This window comes from Pantoea sp. ICBG 828 (assembly GCF_002928355.1).
Classification (GTDB): domain Bacteria; phylum Pseudomonadota; class Gammaproteobacteria; order Enterobacterales; family Enterobacteriaceae; genus Pantoea; species Pantoea dispersa.
The window spans coordinates 244,408-268,982 of record NZ_POWN01000003.1; the positions used below are offsets into that span (position 1 = coordinate 244,408).

Here is a 24,575-nt window from a genome sequence, read left to right on the forward strand (position 1 = left end):
TAAGGGGAAATCATGTTAGACGAATACAAAAAATGCATTGAGGCCTGCTATCTGTGTGCAGCGGCATGTGATAATTGTGCGGCTTCGTGCCTTCAGGAAGAGAACCTGGAGATGATGCGCATGTGCATCAAACTGGATATGCAGTGTGCAAATATCTGTCGTCTTGCAGCCCAGTTCATGGCACTTAATAGCGAGACGGCTAAAGAACTCTGTCGGATTTGCGCTGATGTTTGTCAGAAATGTGGTGATGAATGTGGGAAGCATGAACATGACCATTGCCAGGATTGCTCCAGAGCCTGCCACCATTGCGCTGAACAATGTAAAAGGATGGCCGCATGAGCCCTGGGACGAACAGCCTGGATGATATGGATAAAGGTTTTGGCGGGATAGCCGATATTTCCTCAATCGCCGGCAGTGAAACCATTCTGATAATGCCGGCGCAGCTGGTTGCCCGGTTCTGTACCGGGCTTTTTTGATGCCAGCGGCGCGATCGATATTACCGATTTTTTTGTCCAGATTCGGTAAAACGCCAATTCTGCCGAACCCGCAGCGGACCAGATACTACATTTTGTGATGATTTCAAATGATGCTACTATATGTATCGCCGGACGGTGCGATACATCTTCCCCAGGGCGTTGTTCTGCACCCGCGCCGTCCGGTCCGTTCGGTTGTCGTACAGCTCGTCTTTGTCCTGCAGCCCGGCCCCGCTGTATTCGCCCTTCCGGCACCGTTGAATAAACTCACATGGCGAAGGCCAGAACGGTGAACTGCGGGCGCAAGCATGCTTCATTCCAGCCGGAAGTCACCGTTTCGAACCGATCACATTGGCTACTTACGTTTGACTAGCTACAGTGCATGTCCGCTTTGTGCCAAAAGCGGACATTACGCATGGTCTTTGTAGTCCAGTAACACAGCAAAATATGATAGGTTATCCTAATCACTTCAGAAACAAGCAAAATTATTATCACATTATGGAAGAAAACATCCGAAACCATTAAGATATTAATATCAATTAATAAAAGGATTATAATTACATGGCTAAGCAATTCATGTTAATGGAACCAAAAAATGAAAATTTTAATGAGCTAATTGGTGGGCCAAACAAATATATAGTTCCAAGATTTCAGCGAGACTACGCATGGGATATAGGTCAATGGGAGGATTTATGGAGTGATATCAATGCGCTAGATGATGAAGGTTTTCATTATATGGGTTATATTGTTCTTCAACAAAAAGAGCAATACCAGCATGAGGTTATTGATGGTCAGCAACGATTGGTCACTTTATCTATAATAGTATTGGCAGCCATGAAAGCCATAAAATCCTTAATTGATAGAGGCGAAGATGTAGAAGAAAACACTGAACGGCTTGATGGTATAACTAAGAATTTTGTAGGTAGTAAAAACTTCGTTTCATTGAAAGTTATTAATAAACTCGAGTTAAACAGGAATAATAAAAGATACTTCCAAAGAATATGTTCAGATTTAGAGGCTCATAACAGTCGTGGGATAACGGCCACTAACAAACTATTACGTAAGTGCTTTGAATTTTTCACTAAGAAAAACTTCGGTAACACAGGCGCAGAAATCGCTCAGTTTATAGCTAACTTTTCATCAAGCATGATATTTACAAAAATAATTGTCCAAGATGACCTGAATGCCTACAAAGTTTTTGAGACTCTGAATGCAAGAGGCGTTCAATTATCAACTCCGGATCTACTTAAGAACTATTTATTCTCAATTGTAACCAAAGATGAACAAATTGAGGATGAAGAACTTGATGATTTAGATGAGCAGTGGTCGGAAATTATTGCACAACTTGGCGAAAGTAATGTTTCGGATTACATCAGATATCATCATAACTCACACAGGAAAATAGTTACCAAGAATAATCTCTTTTCATCTATGAGGAAAGCATTAATAACACCAGAAGAAGCTTACAAGTACTTAAAGTCACTAATTAACTTCTCGCCTATCTATGCTTCATTGATAAACCCTAATGATTCATGGTGGGGTGAGCAAGATGTAAAATATAAAGAAGCATTACATTATTTAGGTGGCATAAGACTGTTCAACATAAAACAGCCCCTAACTATACTGCTCGCGGCTTTTAATAAGTTCTCGCCAGAAGAATTTGTTAAACTTACACGATATATGTATGTGTTATCAATTAGATATAATGTCATTTGCCACTTATCACCTAGCGAGCAAGAGTCGGTTTATAATCAAATCGCAATCAAAGTTTCTAGTGGAGAGTATCTAAGAGCTAGCCATGTGAAAAACAGTGACGAATTCAAACGATTGTATCCGGGTGACGATATTTTCTTTAATGCCTTTGAGTTTCACAGGATGCCAAGTAGACAAACACCAAAAAAAATTAGATTTCTCTTAGCTGAAGTTGAGAGGTACTTAGGCAATCAATGTGATGATGAAAAAACCACCTTAGAACATATTTGCCCTTATAATCCTGAAGGGAATTGGTTTGACTCTTTTGGAGAAGGAATAAATGATGTTAAGGATAGGCTTGGAAATATGATTTTAATGGATAAGGACAATTTAAAGCGAGCCTCCTTTGAGGAAAAGAAAAACGAATACTTAAAATCTAATTATAAATTAGCATCTAAGGTGGCAGAGTATCAAAGTTGGAACTTAGAATCTGTCAATGACTTTCAAAAATGGTTATCTAAACAAGCGGTGCATGTTTGGAAGGTAAATTAGAAAGCACTTAGCAATAAACACATTAATAACAAATGGCTGTTTATTAGGCAGCCTTTCAACCATGAAAATAGTGAGAAGCCATGCATCGCTCCACTGTATGCGATGAAATAAATCAGCGAGGAATATTTTATTTTTTTATGCTGCATTTGATAATTGACCAGCACCCAATAACTAAAGTCATCTCAGCCTCGGTAAGCTCCCCTAACTTCCGCTTCGTGCCAAAAGCGGACCTTTTTAGGACAGAATAATGTTACTGTCAATATGGATTAAATAGCGTGAGATAATTTTCTGCTCTTTAAAATGGTTATCACCCCTTCAATAATTAGAATGAATACAGATAACGCTACGCAAAGGTAGATTACCGTGTTTTCTTTTGATGGCATCTGGCCAACCAACATGGCGACAGCAACAAGTAAGACCGGTTCTATGTAATTCATAAGACCAAAAACAATCAGATCCAGTTTTTGACTTGCCATAATCATTAATAATAAAGCCAGGGTGCTGATAATACCCAATCCTGTAAGCACAAATATCATATTAAGCCCAGTCCCAGAAATACCCGGGGCAACATTAAGGCGAATAAATAAAGCCATGGGTAAATTCAGATAGACATCCATTATAAAGCCAGCGACGTTATCACTGGCAGACATCCGCCTGATAACATAGTAGATGTGATATCCGAGGCTGCTTAGCGGCGGGTTTAATGAGAGAAGACAGATTATCCGGGTTGAGATAGTCTGCGAGAGTATTGCCGCTGCAGCCGGTTAGCATTATTACAAGAGTCGTAATGGAGATAATTTTTTCATACTAATAGCCTATGGAATGAAGGGCAGCACATGATCGTTCAATTCGAATACAAGAATTTAATCAGTGTGAACATCCCAGCTACGCCCCAATACCCGAAATTATTTTTCCGATTATGAAGATTTACGCCGCAGAACCAGCACGGGCCAGTCACTGCGGAAGTCTGTGCGCCAGCGCCACTGTCGGAAGAGGATCTCCAGCTGCATCAGCGCCTTCATGGCCGGTGTAAAAGGGATGCGGTAAGTGCGGTGGTGGACGATGAGTCCACCTTCAGCGATACAGGCCAGCACACTGCGGGCACGAATGTCGGTCAGAAGGTGCGAGGAGATGATAACGATATGGTGCTTTTCCAGAGCCTGTCTGGTTGACGCCTTTACGCTTTGCCAGAACTGATTAACCCGCTCTGGCGTCAGATTTGTGGTGGGCTGCCAAGGGGCAAGATGCACCCACGCCCGGCTGCGACGATGACGGATCAGCGTCATCGCCGGTCTTAACTGCCTCTCGGCCCATGCGAGCGGGCGGAGCAGGAAGGGGAGACAGAACAGCAGCACCCATACCAGATAAAACCCGGTGGATGTGCCCTGGAGGGTGAAACTCAGGCTCATCGTCCCGCACAGGGCCAGCCAGATCATAAAAAAAAACAAAACAAAGAATTGCTGCATGCGATGGCTCCCGATACCGGTGTAAACAGAGGCATGCAGGAAACCATTACGGGGTTACCAGAGCACCCTGAAACTCTGAAACCACTTTTTAATATTTTAACAAGCAGGATTTCTGTCAGAGACGGTTCCGGGTTTTCTGTTGAAATTGTCCGGAGTGCTTTTAGGTTAGCGTCATATTCAGCAGGCATATTCCGGCGGAGGTGACGGTGATTGGACTTAACTGGCTAACAGGCAGAGGCAGACAGGAAAGCCAGCCCGGAGAGAGACTCTCTAAGGGAGACACATCATCCCGGCCTGTTGCTGACGGTAGCTGGCACCCTGCTCAGACGGGAAGAGTGCTACTGCAGACAAACGAAAACCGTCGCCTCATCAAGGTGCTGACAGAAAACAGCCCGCTTTCAAAAGAAGTCACTGAAGTCTGGTGGTTCAGGCCTCTGGAGGAGATGGCGGCAAGGGTGCAGACCTGCCCGGCAGCCTGGTCCGGCCCGTACTCTGGTCCCGGAGGATTTAATGAACTCAGCCTGAACGTAGCCGCGCGTGCGGTCAGGCTGGTCCGTGGCATGATGCTTCCACCGGGCGCCACGCCTGAAGAACAGGCTGAGCAAACTCCCGGCTGGGTCTGTGCTGCTTACTGGGCAGGGCTGTTCCATCATCTGCCCTGGCTGATGCAAATGGAAGGGGCTCTGAAAAACGGTCGGGTATGGTATCCCGGTCTTAGTGTGCCTGGAGAGCAATGGCGGGTCAGGCAGACCATCGAACCATCAGGCGAGATGAACTGCGTATTTGTGGCGCTAAGACTATTGCCTGAGGCGGCCCTGCTGTGGCTTCAGCGCTGGCCCGCTCTTTCTGATACGCTCCTGCTCTTTCTGTCGGGACGCCGTGCTGAAGCCGGGATATTAACCAGTATTGTTAACGATGCCCTGAGCAGCTGCGGCCTTTCAAATGAGACCGTAATGTCCGGGCAAAAACCTCAGCAGGTTTCTCTGGTTAATATCACATCAGTAACAGACCATACCCCCCCGAAATTATATGAAGTAAAACCTAACTCATTGTCCAGTCTCGATAATGCTGAAGCCCCTTTAGTGCCAATTAAAACTGGAGTTTCAGACTACAGTTCTGCTCAGGATAGCGAGTTGTCGCCTGAGAAGATTATCCCACCTGCGCCTTTACTGGAGCTGGAATCCGCACTCACAGCTGAGGAACCGCTGCTTTCTGCAGAAAACGCCATCAGTACGGGAGAAGAAGTGCAGATGCAGGGATCTACGAAGAATCTCCTGTCATTGCTTGATTTAATGGCTGAAGGGAAAACCGCTATGGCAATGGATAATTCTTCTGCGGATAATCGTCCAGCCACGCCAATTACAACTGATGTGTTTCATTCTGATGAAAACAGGAAAGATAAGGGAGAAGAATCCGGTGTGCTCTTTCTTGAATGGATCAGGGACAGCATTGAGGACGGCACGCTGAGCGTAAATCAAAAGGACAGTCTGCTTCACGTTCTGGCGCAGTTTGTTTTTGTGGTCTCACCGGCCTGTTTTTACCGTTACACCACGACTGCAGGAGGCAGTGATACGGATAAGGCCAGACTACAAAAAAGTTTTGAGGCACTGAACGTACACCATTCACGAAATGGTAAGGGGTTATTCCATTACCATCAATACGATACGCCGGATAAGAGCGGTCGTTTTACAAAAGTGTCAGGCTATATGATTAATGCCGACATTTTATTTAAAAAAGGGAGCTGTCCTTCGGACAGCACATGGCTTTCAGCCAGGAAATGACTGGCTGGGGAGCATTTATAAAACTGAGGTCAAAATGAAAGATTCATGTTCATTTGATGAACTTATTGAAGGATATTTTTTTAGCAAAACTCTTCGGGTTGCAACAGAATGGAGTTACAGAAAAGTATTAAAGACTTTCCTTAACTTTGCTGGAGCAGCCATATCTCCTGCTGATGTTGATGACAGGTTGGTTTTAAACTGGCGCAGACATGTGATTAATGTGGAGGGTCTGACAAAAACCACTTGGAACAATAAGCTCACACACATGAGAGCATTATTCAACTTTGCGATTGAAGAAGGTTATATTTCGGCAACCAAAAATCCCTTTAATGGCAAGATTGCACGGCCAGACGTAAAACGAAAGAAAACCCTGACTGATATCCAGATTAATAAAATATATCTTTTAATGGAGGCCAGGGAGGCGGATGAACAGTATGGTAAAAACTATAACTACAGGTCGGCATTAAGGCCTGCATGGTTCTGGCTTACCGTGCTGGATGCTTTACGAAGGACAGGGATGAGGCAGAATCAGCTTCTGCATATACGATTATGTGACGTTAATTTTATGCATAACTGGATAAGCCTTCGACCGGAAGGAGCAAAAAACCATCGCGAGCATCTTGTTCCGATCACGCGTCATCTGAGACCAAGATTAGAAATGCTTTATAACCGTTCTCTGGAAAGAGGAGCAAAGATGGAGGATCAGCTTTTCAATTTATCCCGATTTGATGGTCGCAGAAATGAGACAAGCGAAAACATGGATAATCCACCATTGCGTGCATTTTTTCGCCGGCTTTCAAATGAATGTGGTTTTGTTGTGAGTCCTCATCGATTCCGGCACACCATAGCTACAAATCTGATGAGTATGCCTGACCGAAACCTGAAAATGGCTCAGGATCTTCTGGGCCATTCAACGCCTGCAGTTACTCTGCAATACGTTGAGAGCGACATCAATAAGGTCAGGAGCGTTCTCGAACAGCTGGAGGTGGCCTAAGAGTAATCTTAAGTCAAATCTTAACGATATGATTCTAAAAGAGGAAAAAAAGGAAGGCAAACCTTTACAAAAGATTGACAGAAAACATTTCTAAAGGTAAATACGATGCTGAAGTATTTTTTAAGGATGAGAGAAGTCCAGAGGATGCAGCAACATCCTCCGGACTTTAAGTCCCGTGTTCAACAATGGTGCGGTAAGCAAACTACCAACATCATGCAGGGGACCACTGTCATGCCCGTTAAGGATCTCAACCCCTAACGAACAGGCTCTGAAGAGTGGTGCCCGGACTCGGAATCGAACCAAGGACACGGGGATTTTCAATCCCCTGCTCTACCGACTGAGCTATCCGGGCAACGGGGCGCATTAAACCCTAATGGCTCACAGCCGTCAACGGGTTTCTTAAAAAAAGCGTAGCAATCGTGACTGATTGCCTGCTTTTCAGGCAGGGTGGGCAAAAAGCCTACGCCAGCGCGCCGTTTTGCCGGCACAGTGCGATACTCAGCACATCTTCAGCCAGACGCCGTGCGGTAGCGACATCCTGCACGTTGCGCTTCACCAGCAGCTTACTCAGACAGCCTTCGAGGATCAGCTCCATCTGATCGGCCACCATGCTGGGGTTGTCCAGCGCCAGGTCGACGAGGATTTCATGGGTGAACTGCCAGGAACTGCGCTTCTGCTGTTCGGCGAGCTGATGCACCGGCTGATCCGGCTGGGGATAGAAACTGCAGGCGGCAATAAACAGGCAGCCAGGAAAGCGGCCTTTACTGACGTGCTCTGCCAGCACATCGTAACGCGCCAGCAGCTTTTGTGCTGCACTGAGTCGCTCATCCAGTTGCACCTGGCGGCGCCAGCTGTCGATCTGCTGGCCGTGAAAGCGCAGCGCGTCATACAGCAGGGCATCGCGATCGGGCCAGTAGCGCTCCAGCTGATCGCTGGCGAGGCCGCTTTCGCCAGCCAGCTGCTGCAGCGAGGTGGTCGCGGCCAGGCCGCTCTGTTCGAGCACATTCAGCGCATGCTCAAGGATCTGTTCGCGTTGCAAAAGACTCTCCTCCGGAATGCGGGCCCGGGCGCGTACGCCCGGGCAGTGTCGTGCAACCAGTTTCGTTTAACGCGGCAGATTGTGCAAATGGGCGCGGAAATCCGCGGCGTTAAGGAACCCGGTGACGCGTGAATCGGCAATCTCTTTGCCCTGCGCATCAAAGAACAGGATGGTCGGCAGGCCGAGCACCTGCAGATGCTGCAGCAGCGCGTTATCCTGCGCGTTATTGGCTGTCACGTTAGCCTGTAGCAGCTGCACGTTGCTCAGGGCACTGCGCACGCCGTCATCGCTGAAGGTGTATTTTTCAAACTCTTTGCAGGCCACGCACCAGTCGGCATAGAGATCGACCATGGTGATACGGCCCTGCGCCTGCTGTAATGCGCTATCCAGCTGCTGGCTGTTGCTGATGCGCTGAAACGGCAGGTGGGCGACGCTTTGCGTACTGCTGCTGCCAAATGCCCAGTCCTGCAGCGGGCGCGCCACCACCAGCGCGGCCGCCAGCATGATGATCGGCAGCACGCGCGCTGTGCCGCGCGCGCTGAGACTCAGGCTGAACGCCCAGGCAAAAAACGCCACGCCGAGCAGACTCCACAGTCGCAGTCCCCAGATATCACCCAGCACGCGCTCCAGCAGAAACACCGGCAGCGCCAGAATTACAAAGCCAAAACCCTCTTTCACGCTCTGCATCCACGGACCGCTTTTCGGCAGCAGCCGGTTGCCGAACATCGTTACAGCAATCAGCGGCAGTCCCATGCCGAAGGCGTACAGCCACAGCGTGCCGGCACCGGCCCACAGATTACCGCTCTGCGCGATATACAGCAGGATGGCGCTGAGCGGCGCGGTGGTGCAGGGTGAGCAGATTAGCCCAGCCAGCGCGCCCATCATAAACACGCCCGCCAGCGACCCGCCTTGCTGACGGTTGCTCCACAGCGTCAGACGCGTCTGGAGGCTGGCAGGCAGCTGTAGCGTGAACAGGCCAAACATCGACAGCGCCAGCAGCACAAACAGCACGGAGAGGCCGATCAACACGTAAGGATGCTGCAGCGCAGCCTGGAAACGCAGCCCCGCCGCTGCCACCACCATACCGAGCAGGGTGTAAGTCAGCGCCATGCCCTGCACGTAAACCAGTGCGAGGGCGAACAGCCGGCCCAGCGAGTAGCGGCGCTGGCCACCAAGAATGATGCCGGAGATCAGCGGATACATCGGCAGCACGCACGGCGTAAAGGCCACGCCAATGCCAATCAGCAGCGCCCACAGCGGCGAAAACGGCAGCGGCGTGCGGTCAGCGGCCGGTGATGCCGCGATTGCCGGCGCGGCGCTATCGGCAGCCATCGCCGTCAGCGGCACCGAGCGGGTCTCCGGCGGATAGCAGAAACCGGCCGCGGCGCAGCCCTGATAGGTCACGCTGAGCGTTGCACCGGCATCGGCCTGGCGCAGGGTGATCGGCAGCTGTACGTCCTGCGGATAGATTTCGCTCTTGCCGTAAAACTCATCTTCGTGTGGCTGGCCCGGCGGCAGCGTGACCGGCACCAGCTGCGCATGTTGCGCGCTGATGTGGAATTGCTGGCGATAGAGGTAATAGCCGTCCTTCACTTTCCAGCTCAGCGTCAGCTGATGGCCCTGCTGGCTGAAATCAAAGCCAAAGGCCTGATCGACCGGCACAAAGCGGTTGTTGGTAGTGGGCGAGAACAGGCTGGCCTGTGCCGACAGGCAAAACAGCAGCGCCAGGCACAGGCTTAGCAGGCGGGAAAATCGAGCAGCCATGACGAATTAATCAGCTCCGGTGGCGAATGAGCCGCGATAATAACACGGCTCATTCGCCACGAGGTTTTCAGGATGTAACCACGACGCTACAGAATCAGGCTGCCGAACAGGAAGCCAAACGCCACCGAGAAGGTAATCGCCAGCACGCCGGGAATGATAAACGAGTGGTTGAACACGTATTTCCCAATGCGGGTCGAGCCGGTGTCGTCCATCTCCACCGCGGCCAGCAGCGTCGGGTAGGTGGGCAGCACGAACAGCGCGGACACCGCGGCGAAGGAGGCGACCGCCGCCAGCGGCGATACGCCGAGCATCAGTGCCGCTGGCATCAGCGCTTTGGTGGTGGCCGCCTGCGAGTAGAGCAGCGTGGCAGCAAAGAACAGCACCAGCGCCAGCATCCACGGATAGCTCTGCAGCATGTCGCCGGCCAGCGTCTGGATGTCGCTCAGGTGCGCCTTGACAAAGGTATCGCCCAGCCAGGCGACGCCCATCACGCAGATACAGGCGCTCATGCCGGATTTAAACGTGCTGGCACTGAGGATTTCACCGGTTTCCACTTTGCAGGTCAGGCAAATCAGCGTAGCAACCGTCAGCATAAACACCACAATGGCTTCGTTACGCGGCAGCACCGGATTGCTGATCAGGCCCACGCTGTCGCTGATTGCCGTCGCGTACAGCACCACCGCCGCAATACCGATCAGGAACAGCAGCACCGCGCGTCTGGCTCCCGGCTTGATGTGATAAACCTGCTCACCGCGCAGCGTTACTTCACCTTTCGCCAGGCGCGCCTGATAGACGTCATCTTCTTTGAGTTCTTTGCCGAGGAAGTTGGTGATCACGGCGGCACAGAAAATGGCCAGCATGGTGGCAGGCAGCGCGACGCCGAGCAGCGCCAGATAACTGACGCCGCGCGGTTCAAGAATCGAGGCAAAAAATACCACCGCGGCCGAAAGCGGCGAGGCGGTGATGGCGATTTGCGACGCCACTACGGCTATCGACAGCGGGCGCGAAGGGCGTACGCCTTGCTCCTTAGCCACTTCCGCAATCACCGGCAGGGTAGAAAAAGCGGTATGACCGGTGCCCGCCAGCAGCGTCATCACATAGGTCACCAGCGGCGCAAGGAACGTGACATAGCGCGGATGGCGGCGCAGCAGGCGTTCCGCCAGCCCGACCAGATAATCCATGCCGCCAGCCACCTGCATCGCGGCGATGGCCGCAATCACCGCCATAATGATCTCGATGACATCAAACGGGATCGCGCCGGGTTTCATGCCGCAAACCAGCGTCAGCACCAGCACGCCTAAACCGCCGGCAAAGCCAATGCCGATGCCGCCAAGGCGCGCACCCAGCCAGATCGCCAGCAGGACAATGAGCAATTCCACCACTACCATAGTTTCACTCCCTGAAGTGCCGCCACACGCAGCCACTTTAGTTATAGACGTCAAAATAAAAAAGCACGCCGTATTGTATACAGGCGTGCTTCAGACGACTTGATCCGGAACGGATTACTGTTCGTTTTCGTCGGTGTAGCGTTTGGCTTTGTATTCCGGGTGCATCAGGTTCTGGATGGAGAAAATATCGTCCAGCTCGGCTTCGGTCAGCAGGCCGCGCTCCAGCACCACTTCGCGTACGCTCTTACCGGTTTCAGCACAGATTTTCCCGACGATATCGCCGTTGTGATGGCCGATGTACGGGTTGAGGTAAGTGACGATACCGATGGAGTTGAACACGTAGGCTTCACAGACCGCTTTGTTGGCGGTGATGCCGTTAACGCATTTTTCCAGCAGGTTGTAGCAGGCGTTGGTCAGGATGCTGATCGACTCAAACAGCGCCTGGCCAATCACCGGTTCCATCACGTTGAGCTGCAGCTGACCGGCTTCGGAAGCCATGGTCACCGTGGTGTCGTTACCAATCACTTTAAAGCACACCTGATTGACCACTTCCGGTACCACCGGGTTAACTTTCGCAGGCATGATCGAAGAACCGGCCTGCAGTTCCGGCAGGTTGATTTCGTTCAGGCCGGCGCGCGGACCGGATGACAGCAGGCGCAGGTCGTTACAGATTTTCGACAGTTTCACCGCCAGGCGCTTCAGCGCTGAGTGCACCATGACATAAGCGCCGCAGTCTGAGGTGGCTTCAATCAGATCTTCGGCGGGCACCACCGGCAGGTTGCTGACTTCCGCCAGGCGCTGTACCGCCAGCTGCTGGTAGCCGTCCGGTGTGTTGAGGCGGGTGCCTATCGCCGTGGCGCCGAGGTTAACCTCCAGCAGCAGTTCGGCGGTGCGCAGAATGCTGCGCGTCTCTTCGTTCAGCAGTACGTTAAACGCGTGGAACTCCTGACCGAGCGACATCGGCACCGCGTCCTGCAGCTGGGTGCGGCCCATCTTCAGGATGTTTTCAAACTCCACCGCTTTGCGCTGAAAACCTTCGCTCAGCTGGCCAATCGCGTCGAGCAGTTTGAGGATCGAGGCGTAAACCGCAATGCGGAAACCGGTAGGATAAGCGTCGTTAGTGGACTGACACTTATTCACGTGATCATTTGGGTTGAGGTACTGATATTCACCTTTCTGGTGACCCATCAGTTCCAGACCGATGTTAGCCAGCACCTCGTTGGTGTTCATATTGACCGAGGTGCCCGCGCCGCCCTGATAGACATCAACCGGGAACTGGTCCATGCACTTACCGTTGTTCAGCACTTCATCACAGGCCTGAATGATGGTGTTGGCGATGTGGCGGGGGATGGTTTGCAGCTCTTTGTTGGCGAGCGCGGCGGCTTTTTTCACCATCACCATGCCGCGAACAAACTCAGGGATGTCACTGATTTTACTGTTACTGATATAGAAGTTCTCAATCGCACGCAGAGTATGAACACCGTAATAGGCATCTGCCGGAACTTCACGCATGCCTAACAGGTCTTCTTCGATACGAATGTTGTTCGCCATGATTACCTTCTTATTATTGCTGCTGTGTTACTGCCGGGCATCCGGAATGGATGGGCGGCGAATAACGTGCAGGTGAAGCAATTATATTGTCGTGGAATACCAGTGCCGACATTTTATCCATCTTCGGGCTGGCGAGCACGATCATATTCTGTCACTGCAGAAATGCTTGTGCACAGATCACTTTACGGACATTTGCTGGCCCAGCGGTAATAACGATATGTGATGTACTTCGCAATTTTAAGTCAGTGGCATAAATTTAACAGTGGCGGTTGAATTTCCCCGGCCGCGTGCCCATCTCATACGTTATGGTCATGCTGACCCTTCAATTTTGCTGCTCCGCACGCTGCGTGGCGGCACGACTCACAGGAGATATCGGTGCGCTGGTTACCGTTAGTGATTTTTTTTGTTCTGGCCTGGATTGAGATCTCAATTTTCATCCAGGTGGCGCACGCGCTCGGCGTGCTGCTGACCATGCTGCTGGTGATTTTTACCTCGTGCATTGGTGTGTCGCTGGTGAAAAATCAGGGCATGAAGAACTTTATGCTGATGCAGGAGAAGCTGGCGCGTAACGAGAGCCCGGCGGCGGAGATGATCAAAAGCGTGTCGCTGATCATCGCCGGTTTTCTGCTGCTGCTGCCGGGCTTCTTCACCGATTTCCTCGGCCTGCTGCTGTTGCTGCCGCCGGTGCAGAAGCACCTGACGCTGAAGCTGATGCCGCACCTGCGCGTATGGCGTGGCCCGGGGCAGGGCCCGGATAGCGGCGTCACCATGGACGGCGAGTTTGAGCGCAAAGATCAGGATCGTATCGGTCACGATAAAGATCGCTGAATGTAAGCGGGGCGGCGTAAGCCGCCCTTTTTGCTGTCTTTTTCGTCATCTGTTACGCAAACGAAAATTTTTTATTTTTTTGCCCTTGAAAGCCCCTTTTCTGCCCCTATCTCTCTCTCCACGAGGCCGGAACCCTCAAGCCCGGCGTTCAACCCAAAAATGAATGATTGGACTTCTCAAAGGAGAGCTATCAAATGAAAATTCGTCCGTTGCACGATCGCGTTATCGTCAAGCGTAAAGAAGTTGAAGCCAAATCTGCTGGCGGTATCGTTCTGACCGGCTCTGCAGCAGGCAAATCAACCCGCGGTGAAGTACTGGCTGTTGGCAATGGCCGCATCCTGGAAAACGGCGACGTGAAGCCGCTGGACGTGAAAGTGGGTGATCTGGTGATTTTCAGCGAAGGCTACGGTGCCAAGACTGAGAAAATCGACAACGAAGAAGTTCTGATCATCTCTGAAAGCGACATTCTGGCGATTGTTGAAGCGTAATTTACGCGTAATTCACTGAACGAAACGAATTTAAGGGATATTTGAAATGGCAGCTAAAGACGTAAAATTCGGTAATGACGCACGCGTAAAAATGCTGCGTGGCGTGAACGTACTGGCAGATGCAGTAAAAGTTACCCTGGGCCCGAAAGGCCGTAACGTGGTTCTGGATAAATCTTTTGGTGCACCGACCATCACTAAAGATGGTGTTTCTGTGGCACGTGAAATCGAGCTGGAAGACAAGTTCGAGAACATGGGTGCGCAGATGGTGAAAGAAGTCGCTTCTAAAGCCAACGACGCAGCAGGCGACGGCACCACCACCGCTACCGTTCTGGCACAGGCTATCGTCAACGAAGGCCTGAAAGCCGTCGCGGCGGGCATGAACCCTATGGATCTGAAGCGCGGTATCGATAAAGCCGTTGCCGCAGCCGTTGAAGAGCTGAAAACCCTGTCTGTACCATGCCAGGATTCCCGCGCTATCGCGCAGGTAGGTACCATTTCTGCCAACTCCGATGAAAGCGTCGGTACCCTGATCGCTCAGGCGATGGACAAAGTGGGTAAAGAAGGCGTGATCACCGTTGAAGAAGGCACCGGTCTGCAGGACGAGCTGGACGTGGTTGAAGGTATGCAGTTCGACCGTGGCTACCTGTCTCCGTACTTCATCAACAAGCCAGAAACCGGTGCAGTGGAGCTGGAAAGCCCATTCATCCTGCTGGCTGACAAGAAAATCTCTAACATCCGCGAAATGCTGCCAGTGCTGGAAGCTGTGGCGAAAGCCGGCAAACCACTGCTGATCATCGCAGAAGACGTGGAAGGCGAAGCGCTGGCTACGCTGGTGGTCAACACCATGCGCGGTATCGTGAAAGTGGCTGCGGTGAAAGCACCGGGCTTCGGCGACCGTCGTAAAGCGATGCTGCAGGACATTGCTATCCTGACCGGCGGTACCGTGATCTCTGAAGAGATCGGTATGGAGCTGGAAAAAGCGACGCTGGAAGACCTGGGTCAGGCAAAACGCGTGGTGATCAACAAAGACACCACCACCATCATCGATGGTGTGGGCGATCAGGGCGCCATCTCTGGCCGCGTGACGCAGATCCGTCAGCAGATCGAAGAAGCGACGTCTGACTACGACAAAGAGAAACTGCAGGAGCGCGTTGCAAAACTGGCAGGCGGTGTAGCCGTACTGAAAGTAGGCGCAGCGACTGAAGTTGAGATGAAAGAGAAGAAAGCACGCGTTGAAGATGCCCTGCACGCTACCCGTGCTGCGGTTGAAGAAGGCGTGGTTGCCGGTGGTGGTGTCGCGCTGGTGCGTGTTGCGGCGAAAATCGCAGCATCTGGCCTGAAAGGTCAGAACGAAGACCAGAACGTCGGTATCAAGGTTGCTCTGCGTGCGATGGAAGCGCCACTGCGTCAGATCGTTTCTAACGCCGGTGAAGAGCCATCTGTGGTTGCTAATAACGTGAAAGCCGGCGACGGTAACTACGGTTATAACGCGCAGACCGAAGAGTACGGCAACATGATCGACTTCGGTATCCTGGATCCAACCAAAGTGACCCGTTCTGCGCTGCAGTACGCATCTTCCGTGGCCGGTCTGATGATCACCACCGAAGCGATGGTCACCGACCTGCCGAAAGGCGACGCACCTGACTTAGGTGCTGGCGCTGGCGGCATGGGTGGCATGGGCGGTATGGGCGGCATGATGTAATTGCCCTGAACGTCTGAGCTGTTGAGAAACCCCCGATCGGAAACGGTCGGGGGTTTTTCTTTTGCCGGCGAACAAGGTATAAGTAAGGGCGCAATACTTCGGCTTTGCGGGTTTAGGGCAATGAATGTTCAGAAAAAATGTGCGCTTTTCTGCTACGCTGCCGCCCGACACTGATGATAATAAATGGGGATTATAATGCGGATTAACCTCTCGCTCGGACTGGCAGTCGGTACCTTACTGCTGGCGGGCTGTAGCACCTCCAACCAACTGAGTGCCGCCGGCGAACGTGTCACCTTTGTTGATCAACAGCCAGGCAGCCAATGTCAGCTGCTGGGCAATGTTACCGGCTCGCAGAGCAACTGGCTGACCGGCTCAGGCGGTGAAGGCAGTTCACTGCGCGGTGCGGCCAACGACCTGCGTAACCGCGCAGCGGAGATGGGCGGCAACGTGATTTATGGTGCCACCAGCCCGACGCAGAACCTGCTGTCTGCCTTTGCCCCGCTCGACAGCAAAATGTCGGGTCAGGTGTATAAGTGCCCGTAATGGCAGAGCAGCAATAAAAAAGCCGCGAGAGCGGCTTTTTTGTTTTTGAGTTCAGTCCCTGCGCGGTCGCCATCAATGGCTCCTGCGGTGATGGTGCCGCCACAGGAATACTGTAGGGTGCGCATTCATGCGCACCGGGCAGCTGGCAGGGAACGTCACTCCTGACGCAGCTGCAGATCCAGCGGCGTTTTGCTCGGCTCACCACCAATTTCCCGCGCCAGCTTCGGCACCATATAGCCCGACACCATGGTCAGCAGTTGCCGCACCAGCGCGCGCGCCTGCTCATCCGGCACAAAGAAGTGCGCCGCACCCTGCACCTTATCCAGCACATGTAAATAGTAGGGCAGGATGCCGGCATCAAACAGCGCATTGCTGAGCTGTGCCAGAGTCTGCGCATCGTCATTAACGCCGCGCAGCAGCACGCTCTGGTTCAGCAGGGTGACGCCGGCGCGCTTCAGCCTCTGCATGCGTTCGCGCAGCGCCTCGTCAATCTCCTGCGCGTGGTTGATGTGGCTGACCAGCAGCACCTGCAGACGCGTATCCGCCAGCAGCTGGCATAGCCCTTCGGTAATGCGCGCCGGGATCACTACCGGCAGCCGGCTGTGAATGCGCAGGCGTTTCAGGTGCGGAATGTTTTCCAGCGCGCCAATCAGCCACGCCAGTTCCTGATCTTTCGCCATCAGCGGATCGCCGCCGGAGAAGATGATCTCGTCGAGCTCGGGATGGGCGGCAATGTAATCAATCGCCGCCTGCCAGTTGCGCTTGTTGCCCTGATTATCCTGATAGGGGAAATGCCGGCGGAAGCAGTAGCGGCAGTTCACCGCGCAGCCGCCCTTGACCAGCAGCAGCGCGCGGTTTCTATACTTATGCAGTAAGCCCGGCACCACGCTGCTCTGCTCATCGAGCGGATCGGTGCTGTAGCCCGGCGCATCGGTAAACTCCTGACGGCTGGTCAGCACCTGCAGCAGCAGCGGGTCCTGCGCATTGCCGCGCTGCATGCGCTGAATAAAGGCGCGCGGTACGCGCAGGGCGAACAGACGGCGCGCCTCGCTCCCAGCTGCCAGATCCGCGTGGTTTTCGAGGGCTAAAAGTTGCAGTAATTCAGCAGGATCGGTGACAACATCAGCAAGTTGCTGCAACCAATCTTCTCTGACGGGGGGATTTAGGGTTACAATGTGTGCCATTTTTTTGGCTATTACCAGTTAATATCTACAGAGGGCCTTTATGGCGACTTATCTTAGCAACGATTTTCGTGCCGGTCTTAAAATCATGTTCGAAGGCGAACCGTATGCCATCGAATCCAGTGAATTCGTTAAGCCGGGTAAAGGCCAGGCGTTTGCACGTGTTAAAATGCGTCGTCTGCTGACCGGTTCACGCGTTGAGAAAACCTTCAAGTCTACCGACTCCGCCGAAGGCGCAGACGTGCGTGACATGACGCTGCAGTACTCCTACAACGACGGTGACTTCTTCTACTTCATGCACCCGGAAACCTTCGAACAGTATCAGGTTGAAGCCAAGGTACTGGACGACGTGACCAAATGGCTGCAGGACAACGCCGAGTGTATCGTAACCCTGTGGAACGATAAACCGATCGCCGTTCAGCCACCGAACTTCATCGAAGCTGAAATCACCGAAACTGACCCAGGTCTGAAAGGTGATACTGCCGGTACCGGCGGCAAGCCAGCGACGCTGTCTACCGGCGCCGTGATCAAAGTGCCACTGTTCGTACAGATTGGCGAAGTGGTAAAAGTGGACACCCGCTCTGGCGAATACGTTTCCCGCGTAAAATAATCGTCAAATCAGGCGCATCATCGATGCGCCTTTTTTATTTCCGCGCTCTTCCCCGCACCGCGTCTTTTTTCAGCAGCTTAACCGCCATCATGGCGTATCCGGTCTATGCTTTAAAAGCTGTACTTTTACTGCAACCAACAAGGATATGGCTATGTTAAAGAAAAGTATTGTCGCGATTTTCTCGGTACTGGTGCTTTCCTCGCTGCTTTCAGCCTGTAACACCACGCGTGGCGTAGGCGAAGATGTTGAAGCGGGCGGTCAGGCAATTCAGCGCAGCGCGCAGTAACTAAAACCGGTGCGAAACCTGCTTTCGTACCGGCTTTCTCTTCCTCCTGTTGTCCTGCCAGCACCTGTGATTTCTGAAACTGCCTGCCGCGACGGCGGTGCCGTTGTTTGCCGTCAGCAATACGGGTAGACTTCCTCCCCTTGTCTGTATAAGGAGTCATCACCATGAGCGAAACGGCAAGCTGGCAGCCGAGCGCACCCATTGCCAATTTGTTGAAACGCGCCGCCATCCTGGCGGAAATCCGGCGTTTCTTTGCCGATCGCGGCGTACTGGAAGTGGATACGCCTGCCATGAGCCAGGCGACGATCACCGACATCCATCTGGTGCCATTCCAGACGCGCTTCGTCGGACCTGGGGCGGCAGACGGGCGCGATCTGTGGCTGATGACCAGTCCGGAATATCACATGAAGCGCCTGCTGGCGGCGGGCAGCGGCCCGATTTATCAGATGGGGCGCTGCTTCCGTAATGAAGAGGCCGGGCGCCACCATAATCCGGAATTCACCATGCTGGAGTGGTATCGGCCGCACTACGACATGTATCGGCTGATGAACGAAGTCGACGACCTGCTGCAGCAGGTGCTGGAGTGCGACAGCGCCGAATCGCTATCGTATCAGCAGGCGTTTATCCGTCATCTGGAGATCGATCCGCTGTCGGCGGACAAGGCGCAGCTGCGCGAAGCGGCGGAAAAGCTGGGTGAGGGCGAGCTGGCGAATCGCGAAGACGATCGCGACACGCTGCTGCAGCTGCTGTTTATGCTGGGCGTGGAACCGAAAATTGGTCTCGATAAGCCGTGCTTCGTCTATCACTTCCCGGCCAGTCAGGCGGCGCTGGCGGAGATCAGTACCGAAGATCACCGCGTGGCAGAGCGTTTTGAGGTCTATTACAAAGGCGTGGAGCTGGCCAACGGTTTCCGCGAACTGACCGATAGCCGCGAACAGCGTCAGCGCTTTGAGCAGGATAATCGCCGTCGCGCTGCGCGCGGTTTGCCACAGCATCCGATTGATACTTACCTGCTGGATGCGCTGGCGCACGGCATGCCGGCCTGTTCCGGCGTGGCGCTGGGCGTCGATCGCCTGATTATGCTGGCGCTGAAGGCCGATGCGCTCAGTGAGGTGATCGCTTTCCCGGTGGATCGCAGCTAGTTACGCCGCAGTTCTGCACACCCGGCCGCAGCTCAGCAACAGCGCTATCCGCGGCCGGATGCGTTTACGGCGAGGTATTATTGGCCGCTTCCGGAAACTCCTGGATGGTAACCGGCAGCGTCATCTTCTGCTCATTGCGCAGCACCTGCACATCAATCACCGATCCCGGGCGAATTTCCGCCACCTGGTCCATGGTCTCCTGGGCGGACAGCGCCGGCTTACCGTTCACCTGCAGCAGGACATCGTTGGCCTGAATGCCGGCGCGATCCGCCGGACCGCCCGGCGTCACTTCACTGACAATAATGCCCTGTACGCGATCGAGGTTGCTGCCCTGACCGTGCAGCGGCGGCAGCTCGCGCCCGGTAATACCGATATAACCGCGGATCACCCGGCCATCGCGAATCAGCTTATCCATGATTTTGGTCGCCAGCGCGGTCGGAATAGCAAAACCAATGCCTTCCGGGGTTTCGCCGTCGTTGCTTTTGTCGAAGGTCAGCGTGTTGATGCCCATCAGCTCGCCCAGCGAATTAATCAGCGCGCCGCCGGAGTTCCCCTGGTTGATCGAGGCATCGGTTTGCAGGAAGTTCTGCCGACCTGAGGAGCTCAGACCGATGCGGCCGGTGGCGCTGATGATGCCCTGGGTGACCGTCTGGCCGAGGTTATACGGGTTGCCAATCGCCATCACCACATCACCAATATGCGCGACACGTTTGGCGTTAATCGGAATTACCGGCAGATTGGAGGCGCTGATTTTTAACACCGCCAGATCGGTCATGGCGTCGGAGCCCACCAGCGTCGCTTCAAAAAAGCGTCCGTCCTGCAGCGCGACGATAATCTGGTCAGCGTTATTGATGACATGTTTGTTGGTGAGGATGTAGCCTTTCGCGTTCATGATGACGCCGGAACCGAGCGTGGTAATGCCGCGATTATTGTTACCGTGCGCGCTGCGGTTATAGACGTTGACCACCGCCGGCACAGCACGGCGCACGCCCTGATTGAAACTGAAGGGCGCTTCATCGGCGCTGCTGTCGTGATCAAAGGTGACGTTGCTGCCCATTCGCAGCGCCGGGATCGCGACAAGCAGTAAACCTGCCACGATCAGGCCCATCACCACAGAACGTAAAAGTTTAAGAAACATGGTGTTATTTCAGGCAAGAGTTGATCGCAGGGCAGAATAGCACGAGAAGGGCGGACAAACACCTGCTTGTCCGCCCGTTGCGAGGATTATCGCAGAAGCAGGTAAATACTCTCGTCGCCGCGCACCACGTTCAGCGCCAGTACCGGCGGTTTGCCCTCCAGCACTTTGCGCATCTCGGCGAGGCTCTGCACCCGCGTACGGTTAACGCCGACAATCACATCGTCTTTCTGCAGGCCAACCTGTTCTGCCGGCGTGCCTTTTTCGATGGTATCGACTTTGACTCCTTTATCGCCGGCTTTGGTATTGCCGTCACTGAGCGTGGCGCCCTGCAGCGCCGGCGACATCAGCTGGGCGCTGGCGGTGCTCTGCGCGCTCTGTTCCAGCGTTACGGTCACCGTCAGCGGTTTGCCATCGCGCAGCAGACCGATTTTCACCTGCTGGCCTGGCGGCGTGGTGCCGACTTTCACCCGCAGCTCGGCAAAGCTGGTAATTGGCTTATCGTTAATGGCGGTAATGATGTCGCCCGCTTTGATGCCCGCCTGTTCCGCCGCCGACTTCGGCAGCACTTCAGAGACAAATGCTCCGCGCTGCGCATCGACGTTAAACGCTTTCGCGATATCGGCGGTCATTTCTGTCCCTTTGATCCCGAGCTGACCGCGCTTCACTTCGCCGAACTGAATCAGCTGCTGCGCCAGGTTCATCGCCATGTTGCTGGGGATAGCAAAGCCAATACCAATGTTGCCGCCGCTCGACGCCAGAATGGCAGTGTTAATGCCGATCAGCTCGCCGTTGAGGTTCACCAGCGCGCCGCCAGAGTTACCACGGTTGATGGCGGCATCGGTCTGAATAAAGTTCTCCAGCCCTTCCAGATTCAGCCCGCTGCGGCCCAGCGCCGAGATAATGCCGGACGTCGCCGTCTGGCCGAGGCCGAATGGGTTGCCGATCGCCACGGCGAAATCACCCACTTTCAGCGCGTCAGAATCAGCAATTTTCACCTGCGTGAGGTTTTTTGCGCCTTCTACCTGAATCAGCGCGATGTCGGTTTGCTCGTCATGACCAATCAGCTTTGCGTCATATTCGTTGCCATCACTCAGCTGCACGCTGATTTTATCCGCACCGTTTACCACGTGATTGTTGGTCAGAATGTAGCCTTTAGCTGCGTCAATGATGACGCCGGAACCCAGTCCTTCAAACGGCTGTGGCTGAGACTGCCCGGGCGCCTGGCCAAAGAAGCGCTTCAGCGGCTCGGGAATATCCTGGCCCTGCTGACCGCTGTCGGTGCCCTCGACATGCACGCTGACCACCGCCGGCAGCACTTTTTCCAGCATCGGTGCCAGGCTTGGCAGTGCTTGTCCCTGAATCTGTGCCGGCAACGTGGCCATGGCACCCGGCGTCGCCGCCAGACTCATCCCAATGCTCAAGGCTAATGCGCTTAACAGTCGTGCTGGTTTTTTCATTGCTATGACGCTCTCGCTGCGATAAGGGGGATAAAAGAAGTGTGACAGTTATTGGTAATAAGCGTTCGGAAAACAAAAAGGGCACAGCCATGCTGTGCCCCAAAAGGATTAACTGCGGGTGGTGCGTTCGCCGCTGCGCAGCAGGCCCGATGCGCCTTCAGAGTAGTCGCGCGGGATCTGCACCGGCGCCTGGTCGTTATCGGCCTCGGCTTCCGTCAGCTGGTAAGCAAACGGGTTTTTCTCGCCCGGCAGATTTGGCAGTAGGTCATTCGACCCTTTCGCCATGTGCTGATACAACTGCCGATAGTCGCGCGCCATGTTGTCCAGCAACTCTGCGCTGCGCGCAAAGTGGTTGGTGAGCTCTTCGCGGTAATCCGCCAGCTCCGCTTTGGATTTTTCCAGTTCGTACTGCATGCTGCGCTGCTCACGCAGCTTTTTGTTGCCAAAACGCATCGCTACCGCGCCGACAATAATGCCAATCACTAAACCAATCAGCCCGTATTCCCAGGTCATAATGACTCCCGTGTAATTTCCGTTGCTTCGTAGGGCATTGCTTCTGTTTCAACTTCAATAGTAGCCACTATACCCGTTAATCCATCGGAAGTGGAATCCTCGGGCTGTATCGCTTAGTGTAGAGCGGCCTAATTTTCGACAACCGACACGTGAATCGGACTTTTTCAGGGATTCTGAGAGAACCATGCAAACCTCATCTCCGCTTGCGCGCTATGAGCAGGCGCTGTCGCAGGGCGAGTTTCGTCCGGACGATGTACAACGTGACGCCATCACCCGTTTAGATCGCATTCAGCAAGGCCTGATTGCCCGCCAGCAGCAGCCGCAGCCGGCAGCTAAAGGGCTGTTTGGCCGCTTATCAAAGCTGATGAATAAAGCGCCGGAGAGCCATGAAGCGCCGGTGCGTGGCCTGTATATGTGGGGCGGCGTCGGACGCGGTAAAACCTGGGTAATGGATCTGTTTTTTCAGTCTATTCCTGGCGATCGCAAACTGCGTCTGCATTTCCATCGCTTCATGCTGCGCGTGCACGAAGAGTTAACGCAGCTGCAGGGCCACAGCGACCCGCTGCTGATTGTCGCTGACCGTTTCAAAGCGGAAACCGATATTCTCTGTTTCGACGAGTTTTTCGTCTCCGACATCACCGACGCAATGCTGCTTGGTACGCTGATGGAAGCGCTGTTTGCCCGCGGCATCACGCTGGTGGCGACCTCCAACATTCCGCCGGATGAGCTGTACCGCAACGGCCTGCAGCGGGCGCGTTTTCTGCCGGCTATCGAGCAGATCAAGCGCCACTGCGATGTGATGAATGTCGATGCCGGCATTGATTATCGCCTGCGCACCCTGACATCGGCCCATCTGTGGAATTTCCCGCTTAACGACGCGACGCACGCGGAGATGGAGCGCATGTTCAGCGCGCTGTCCGGTAAACCGCGCGGCGACGCGCCGGTGCTGGAGATTAACCATCGCCAGCTGCCGACGCTCGGCGTTCACGAAGGCGTACTGGCCATCAACTTCCTCGCGTTGTGCGGTGAAGGGCGCAGCCAGCACGATTACATTGAGCTGTCGCGCCGCTTCCACAGCGTGCTGCTGTACGATGTGCCAGTGATGATTTACAAAACGGAAGACCAGGCGCGGCGGTTCCTCGCGCTGGTGGATGAGTTCTATGAGCGCCACGTCAAGCTGGTGGTGGCGGCAGAAACCTCGCTGTTTGAAATCTATCAGGGCACGCGGCTGAAATTCGAATATCAGCGCTGTCTGTCGCGCCTGCAGGAGATGCAGAGCGAGGAGTATCTTCGCCTGCCGCACCTGCCCTGAGGGGCAAACAGAAATCACCGCTTCGGGCGCAAAAAGAGTCGATCTTTAGATTCGACTTCTCTATAATCTTGCGACCCCACGTTACAGCACAGGCTTTCTTTTCCCGGAAAACTGTGTGATCCGGTAACTCTACCTGAGGGGGTGGGCTTGCTGGGCGAATTGGTCGTGTGAGCCTCAATCGTTAACTTAGCGTTTGGGATTTCACCAACGTGTAACTTTTATTTGGGTAAGCTTTTCAATGAAAACTTTTACAGCTAAACCAGAAACCGTACAGCGTGACTGGTATGTTGTTGACGCAACTGGCAAAACCCTGGGTCGCCTGGCGACTGAACTGGCGCGCCGTCTGCGTGGTAAGCACAAAGCGGAATACACTCCGCACGTTGATACCGGTGATTACATCATCGTTCTGAACGCTGACAAAGTTGCTGTAACCGGCAACAAGCGTAACGACAAGATTTACTATCACCACACTGGCCACATCGGTGGTATCAAGCAAGCGACCTTTGCAGAGATGATCGAACGCCGTCCTGAGCGTGTGATTGAAATCGCGGTTAAAGGCATGCTGCCAAAAGGCCCACTGGGTCGTGCTATGTACCGTAAACTGAAAGTTTACGCAGGTAACGAGCACAACCACGCGGCGCAGCAACCGCAAGTTCTTGACATTTAATCGGGATT

General features: G+C 53.6%; 25 protein-coding genes and 1 tRNA gene. 14 read left to right on the forward strand and 12 right to left on the reverse strand.

Annotation, left to right across the window (positions count from 1 at the left end):
* Positions 1-12: 12 nt before the first annotated feature.
* Both C1Y43_RS24100 and C1Y43_RS23800 read left to right on the forward strand, forming a co-directional pair.
* The gene (locus tag C1Y43_RS24100; protein WP_104187989.1) at positions 13-339 is read left to right on the forward strand and encodes a four-helix bundle copper-binding protein; all 327 of its coding nucleotides are present in this window, start codon (positions 13-15) and stop codon (positions 337-339) included.
* Entirely contained in the window at positions 336-476 is a 141-nt protein-coding gene (locus C1Y43_RS23800; protein ID WP_158252662.1) for a hypothetical protein, read from the forward strand. Before C1Y43_RS24100 ends, C1Y43_RS23800 begins: the two co-directional genes overlap by 4 nt.
* A 116-nt stretch (positions 477-592) precedes the next feature.
* On the opposite strand, the gene C1Y43_RS23805 is transcribed toward C1Y43_RS23800, so the two are convergent.
* The gene (locus C1Y43_RS23805; RefSeq protein ID WP_158252663.1) at positions 593-790 is read right to left on the reverse strand and encodes a replication protein P; all 198 of its coding nucleotides are present in this window, start codon (positions 788-790) and stop codon (positions 593-595) included.
* A gap of 244 nt (positions 791-1,034) precedes the next feature.
* Between C1Y43_RS23805 and C1Y43_RS08835 the strand changes: the two genes are divergently transcribed.
* A complete protein-coding gene (locus tag C1Y43_RS08835; RefSeq protein ID WP_104187991.1) occupies positions 1,035-2,717 on the forward strand; it encodes a DUF262 domain-containing protein in 1,683 nt (560 codons plus the stop codon).
* 266 nt (positions 2,718-2,983) lie between these two features.
* Here the strand turns inward: C1Y43_RS08835 and C1Y43_RS08840 are convergent, their stop codons facing one another.
* Together C1Y43_RS08840 and C1Y43_RS08845 are read right to left on the reverse strand one after the other, a co-directional pair.
* Complete coding sequence (locus C1Y43_RS08840; RefSeq protein ID WP_104187992.1) at positions 2,984-3,367, reverse strand: hypothetical protein; 384 nt, start codon at positions 3,365-3,367, stop codon at positions 2,984-2,986.
* A gap of 267 nt (positions 3,368-3,634) precedes the next feature.
* Positions 3,635-4,183: a hypothetical protein gene (locus C1Y43_RS08845; RefSeq protein WP_104187994.1), complete on the reverse strand. Its 549-nt coding sequence runs from the start codon at positions 4,181-4,183 to the stop codon at positions 3,635-3,637.
* Positions 4,184-4,389: 206 nt separating this feature from the next.
* Between C1Y43_RS08845 and C1Y43_RS08850 the strand changes: the two genes are divergently transcribed.
* Both C1Y43_RS08850 and C1Y43_RS08855 read left to right on the forward strand, forming a co-directional pair.
* Positions 4,390-5,964, forward strand: a complete 1,575-nt coding sequence (locus C1Y43_RS08850; protein ID WP_255412137.1) for a TraI domain-containing protein — start codon at positions 4,390-4,392, stop codon at positions 5,962-5,964.
* A 34-nt stretch (positions 5,965-5,998) separates the two neighbouring features.
* Positions 5,999-6,958, forward strand: a complete 960-nt coding sequence (locus C1Y43_RS08855) for a site-specific integrase (RefSeq protein ID WP_058770701.1) — start codon at positions 5,999-6,001, stop codon at positions 6,956-6,958.
* 276 nt (positions 6,959-7,234) lie between these two features.
* Here C1Y43_RS08855 and C1Y43_RS08860 read toward each other — a convergent pair.
* The 5 genes from C1Y43_RS08860 to aspA form a co-directional block, all read right to left on the reverse strand.
* Positions 7,235-7,310, reverse strand: a tRNA-Phe gene (locus C1Y43_RS08860).
* Positions 7,311-7,418: 108 nt separating this feature from the next.
* Positions 7,419-7,997 carry a transcriptional regulator gene (locus C1Y43_RS08865; RefSeq protein WP_021507771.1) on the reverse strand — a complete coding sequence of 193 codons (579 nt, stop codon included), beginning with the start codon at positions 7,995-7,997 and terminating at the stop codon, positions 7,419-7,421.
* A gap of 66 nt (positions 7,998-8,063) precedes the next feature.
* The gene (locus C1Y43_RS08870; protein WP_104187995.1) at positions 8,064-9,761 is read right to left on the reverse strand and encodes a protein-disulfide reductase DsbD; all 1,698 of its coding nucleotides are present in this window, start codon (positions 9,759-9,761) and stop codon (positions 8,064-8,066) included.
* 86 nt (positions 9,762-9,847) lie between these two features.
* The gene (locus tag C1Y43_RS08875; RefSeq protein WP_104187997.1) at positions 9,848-11,149 is read right to left on the reverse strand and encodes an anaerobic C4-dicarboxylate transporter; all 1,302 of its coding nucleotides are present in this window, start codon (positions 11,147-11,149) and stop codon (positions 9,848-9,850) included.
* A gap of 114 nt (positions 11,150-11,263) precedes the next feature.
* Positions 11,264-12,700, reverse strand: a complete 1,437-nt coding sequence (gene aspA / locus C1Y43_RS08880; protein WP_021507768.1) for an aspartate ammonia-lyase — start codon at positions 12,698-12,700, stop codon at positions 11,264-11,266.
* 375 nt (positions 12,701-13,075) lie between these two features.
* On the opposite strand from aspA, the gene C1Y43_RS08885 reads away from it, so the two are divergent.
* From C1Y43_RS08885 to C1Y43_RS08900, 4 genes are all read left to right on the forward strand, one after another.
* Positions 13,076-13,528, forward strand: coding sequence for an FxsA family protein (locus C1Y43_RS08885; protein WP_021507767.1), 453 nt, complete (start codon positions 13,076-13,078; stop codon positions 13,526-13,528).
* 194 nt (positions 13,529-13,722) lie between these two features.
* The gene (locus C1Y43_RS08890) at positions 13,723-14,016 is read left to right on the forward strand and encodes a co-chaperone GroES (RefSeq protein WP_021507766.1); all 294 of its coding nucleotides are present in this window, start codon (positions 13,723-13,725) and stop codon (positions 14,014-14,016) included.
* Positions 14,017-14,062: 46 nt separating this feature from the next.
* On the forward strand, positions 14,063-15,718 hold the full coding sequence (gene groL, locus C1Y43_RS08895) for a chaperonin GroEL (protein ID WP_021507765.1): 1,656 nt from the start codon (positions 14,063-14,065) through the stop codon (positions 15,716-15,718).
* Between the two features lie 195 nt (positions 15,719-15,913).
* Positions 15,914-16,261 (forward strand): DUF4156 domain-containing protein, encoded by a 348-nt coding sequence (locus tag C1Y43_RS08900; protein ID WP_021507764.1) that lies wholly within the window; start codon positions 15,914-15,916, stop codon positions 16,259-16,261.
* A 155-nt stretch (positions 16,262-16,416) separates the two neighbouring features.
* On the opposite strand, the gene epmB is transcribed toward C1Y43_RS08900, so the two are convergent.
* Complete coding sequence (gene epmB, locus C1Y43_RS08905; RefSeq protein WP_058759602.1) at positions 16,417-17,445, reverse strand: EF-P beta-lysylation protein EpmB; 1,029 nt, start codon at positions 17,443-17,445, stop codon at positions 16,417-16,419.
* Between the two features lie 40 nt (positions 17,446-17,485).
* On the opposite strand from epmB, the gene efp reads away from it, so the two are divergent.
* From efp to epmA, 3 genes are all read left to right on the forward strand, one after another.
* The gene (gene efp, locus C1Y43_RS08910; protein ID WP_021507762.1) at positions 17,486-18,052 is read left to right on the forward strand and encodes an elongation factor P; all 567 of its coding nucleotides are present in this window, start codon (positions 17,486-17,488) and stop codon (positions 18,050-18,052) included.
* 151 nt (positions 18,053-18,203) lie between these two features.
* A complete protein-coding gene (locus tag C1Y43_RS08915) occupies positions 18,204-18,338 on the forward strand; it encodes an entericidin A/B family lipoprotein (protein WP_031279745.1) in 135 nt (44 codons plus the stop codon).
* A gap of 164 nt (positions 18,339-18,502) precedes the next feature.
* Entirely contained in the window at positions 18,503-19,480 is a 978-nt protein-coding gene (gene epmA / locus C1Y43_RS08920) for an elongation factor P--(R)-beta-lysine ligase (protein WP_021507760.1), read from the forward strand.
* 64 nt (positions 19,481-19,544) lie between these two features.
* Here epmA and degS read toward each other — a convergent pair whose 3' ends face one another.
* The 3 genes from degS to zapG form a co-directional block, all read right to left on the reverse strand.
* Positions 19,545-20,618: an outer membrane-stress sensor serine endopeptidase DegS gene (gene degS / locus C1Y43_RS08925; protein ID WP_021507759.1), complete on the reverse strand. Its 1,074-nt coding sequence runs from the start codon at positions 20,616-20,618 to the stop codon at positions 19,545-19,547.
* A gap of 86 nt (positions 20,619-20,704) precedes the next feature.
* A complete protein-coding gene (gene degQ / locus C1Y43_RS08930; RefSeq protein ID WP_031279744.1) occupies positions 20,705-22,075 on the reverse strand; it encodes a serine endoprotease DegQ in 1,371 nt (456 codons plus the stop codon).
* Positions 22,076-22,183: 108 nt separating this feature from the next.
* On the reverse strand, positions 22,184-22,588 hold the full coding sequence (zapG, locus tag C1Y43_RS08935) for a Z-ring associated protein ZapG (protein ID WP_021507757.1): 405 nt from the start codon (positions 22,586-22,588) through the stop codon (positions 22,184-22,186).
* A gap of 184 nt (positions 22,589-22,772) precedes the next feature.
* Here zapG and zapE point away from each other — a divergent pair, with 184 nt between their 5' ends.
* Together zapE and rplM are read left to right on the forward strand one after the other, a co-directional pair.
* Entirely contained in the window at positions 22,773-23,900 is a 1,128-nt protein-coding gene (zapE, locus tag C1Y43_RS08940) for a cell division protein ZapE (RefSeq protein ID WP_058759600.1), read from the forward strand.
* A gap of 238 nt (positions 23,901-24,138) precedes the next feature.
* Entirely contained in the window at positions 24,139-24,567 is a 429-nt protein-coding gene (gene rplM / locus C1Y43_RS08945) for a 50S ribosomal protein L13 (RefSeq protein ID WP_021507755.1), read from the forward strand.
* Positions 24,568-24,575: the final 8 nt, after the last annotated feature.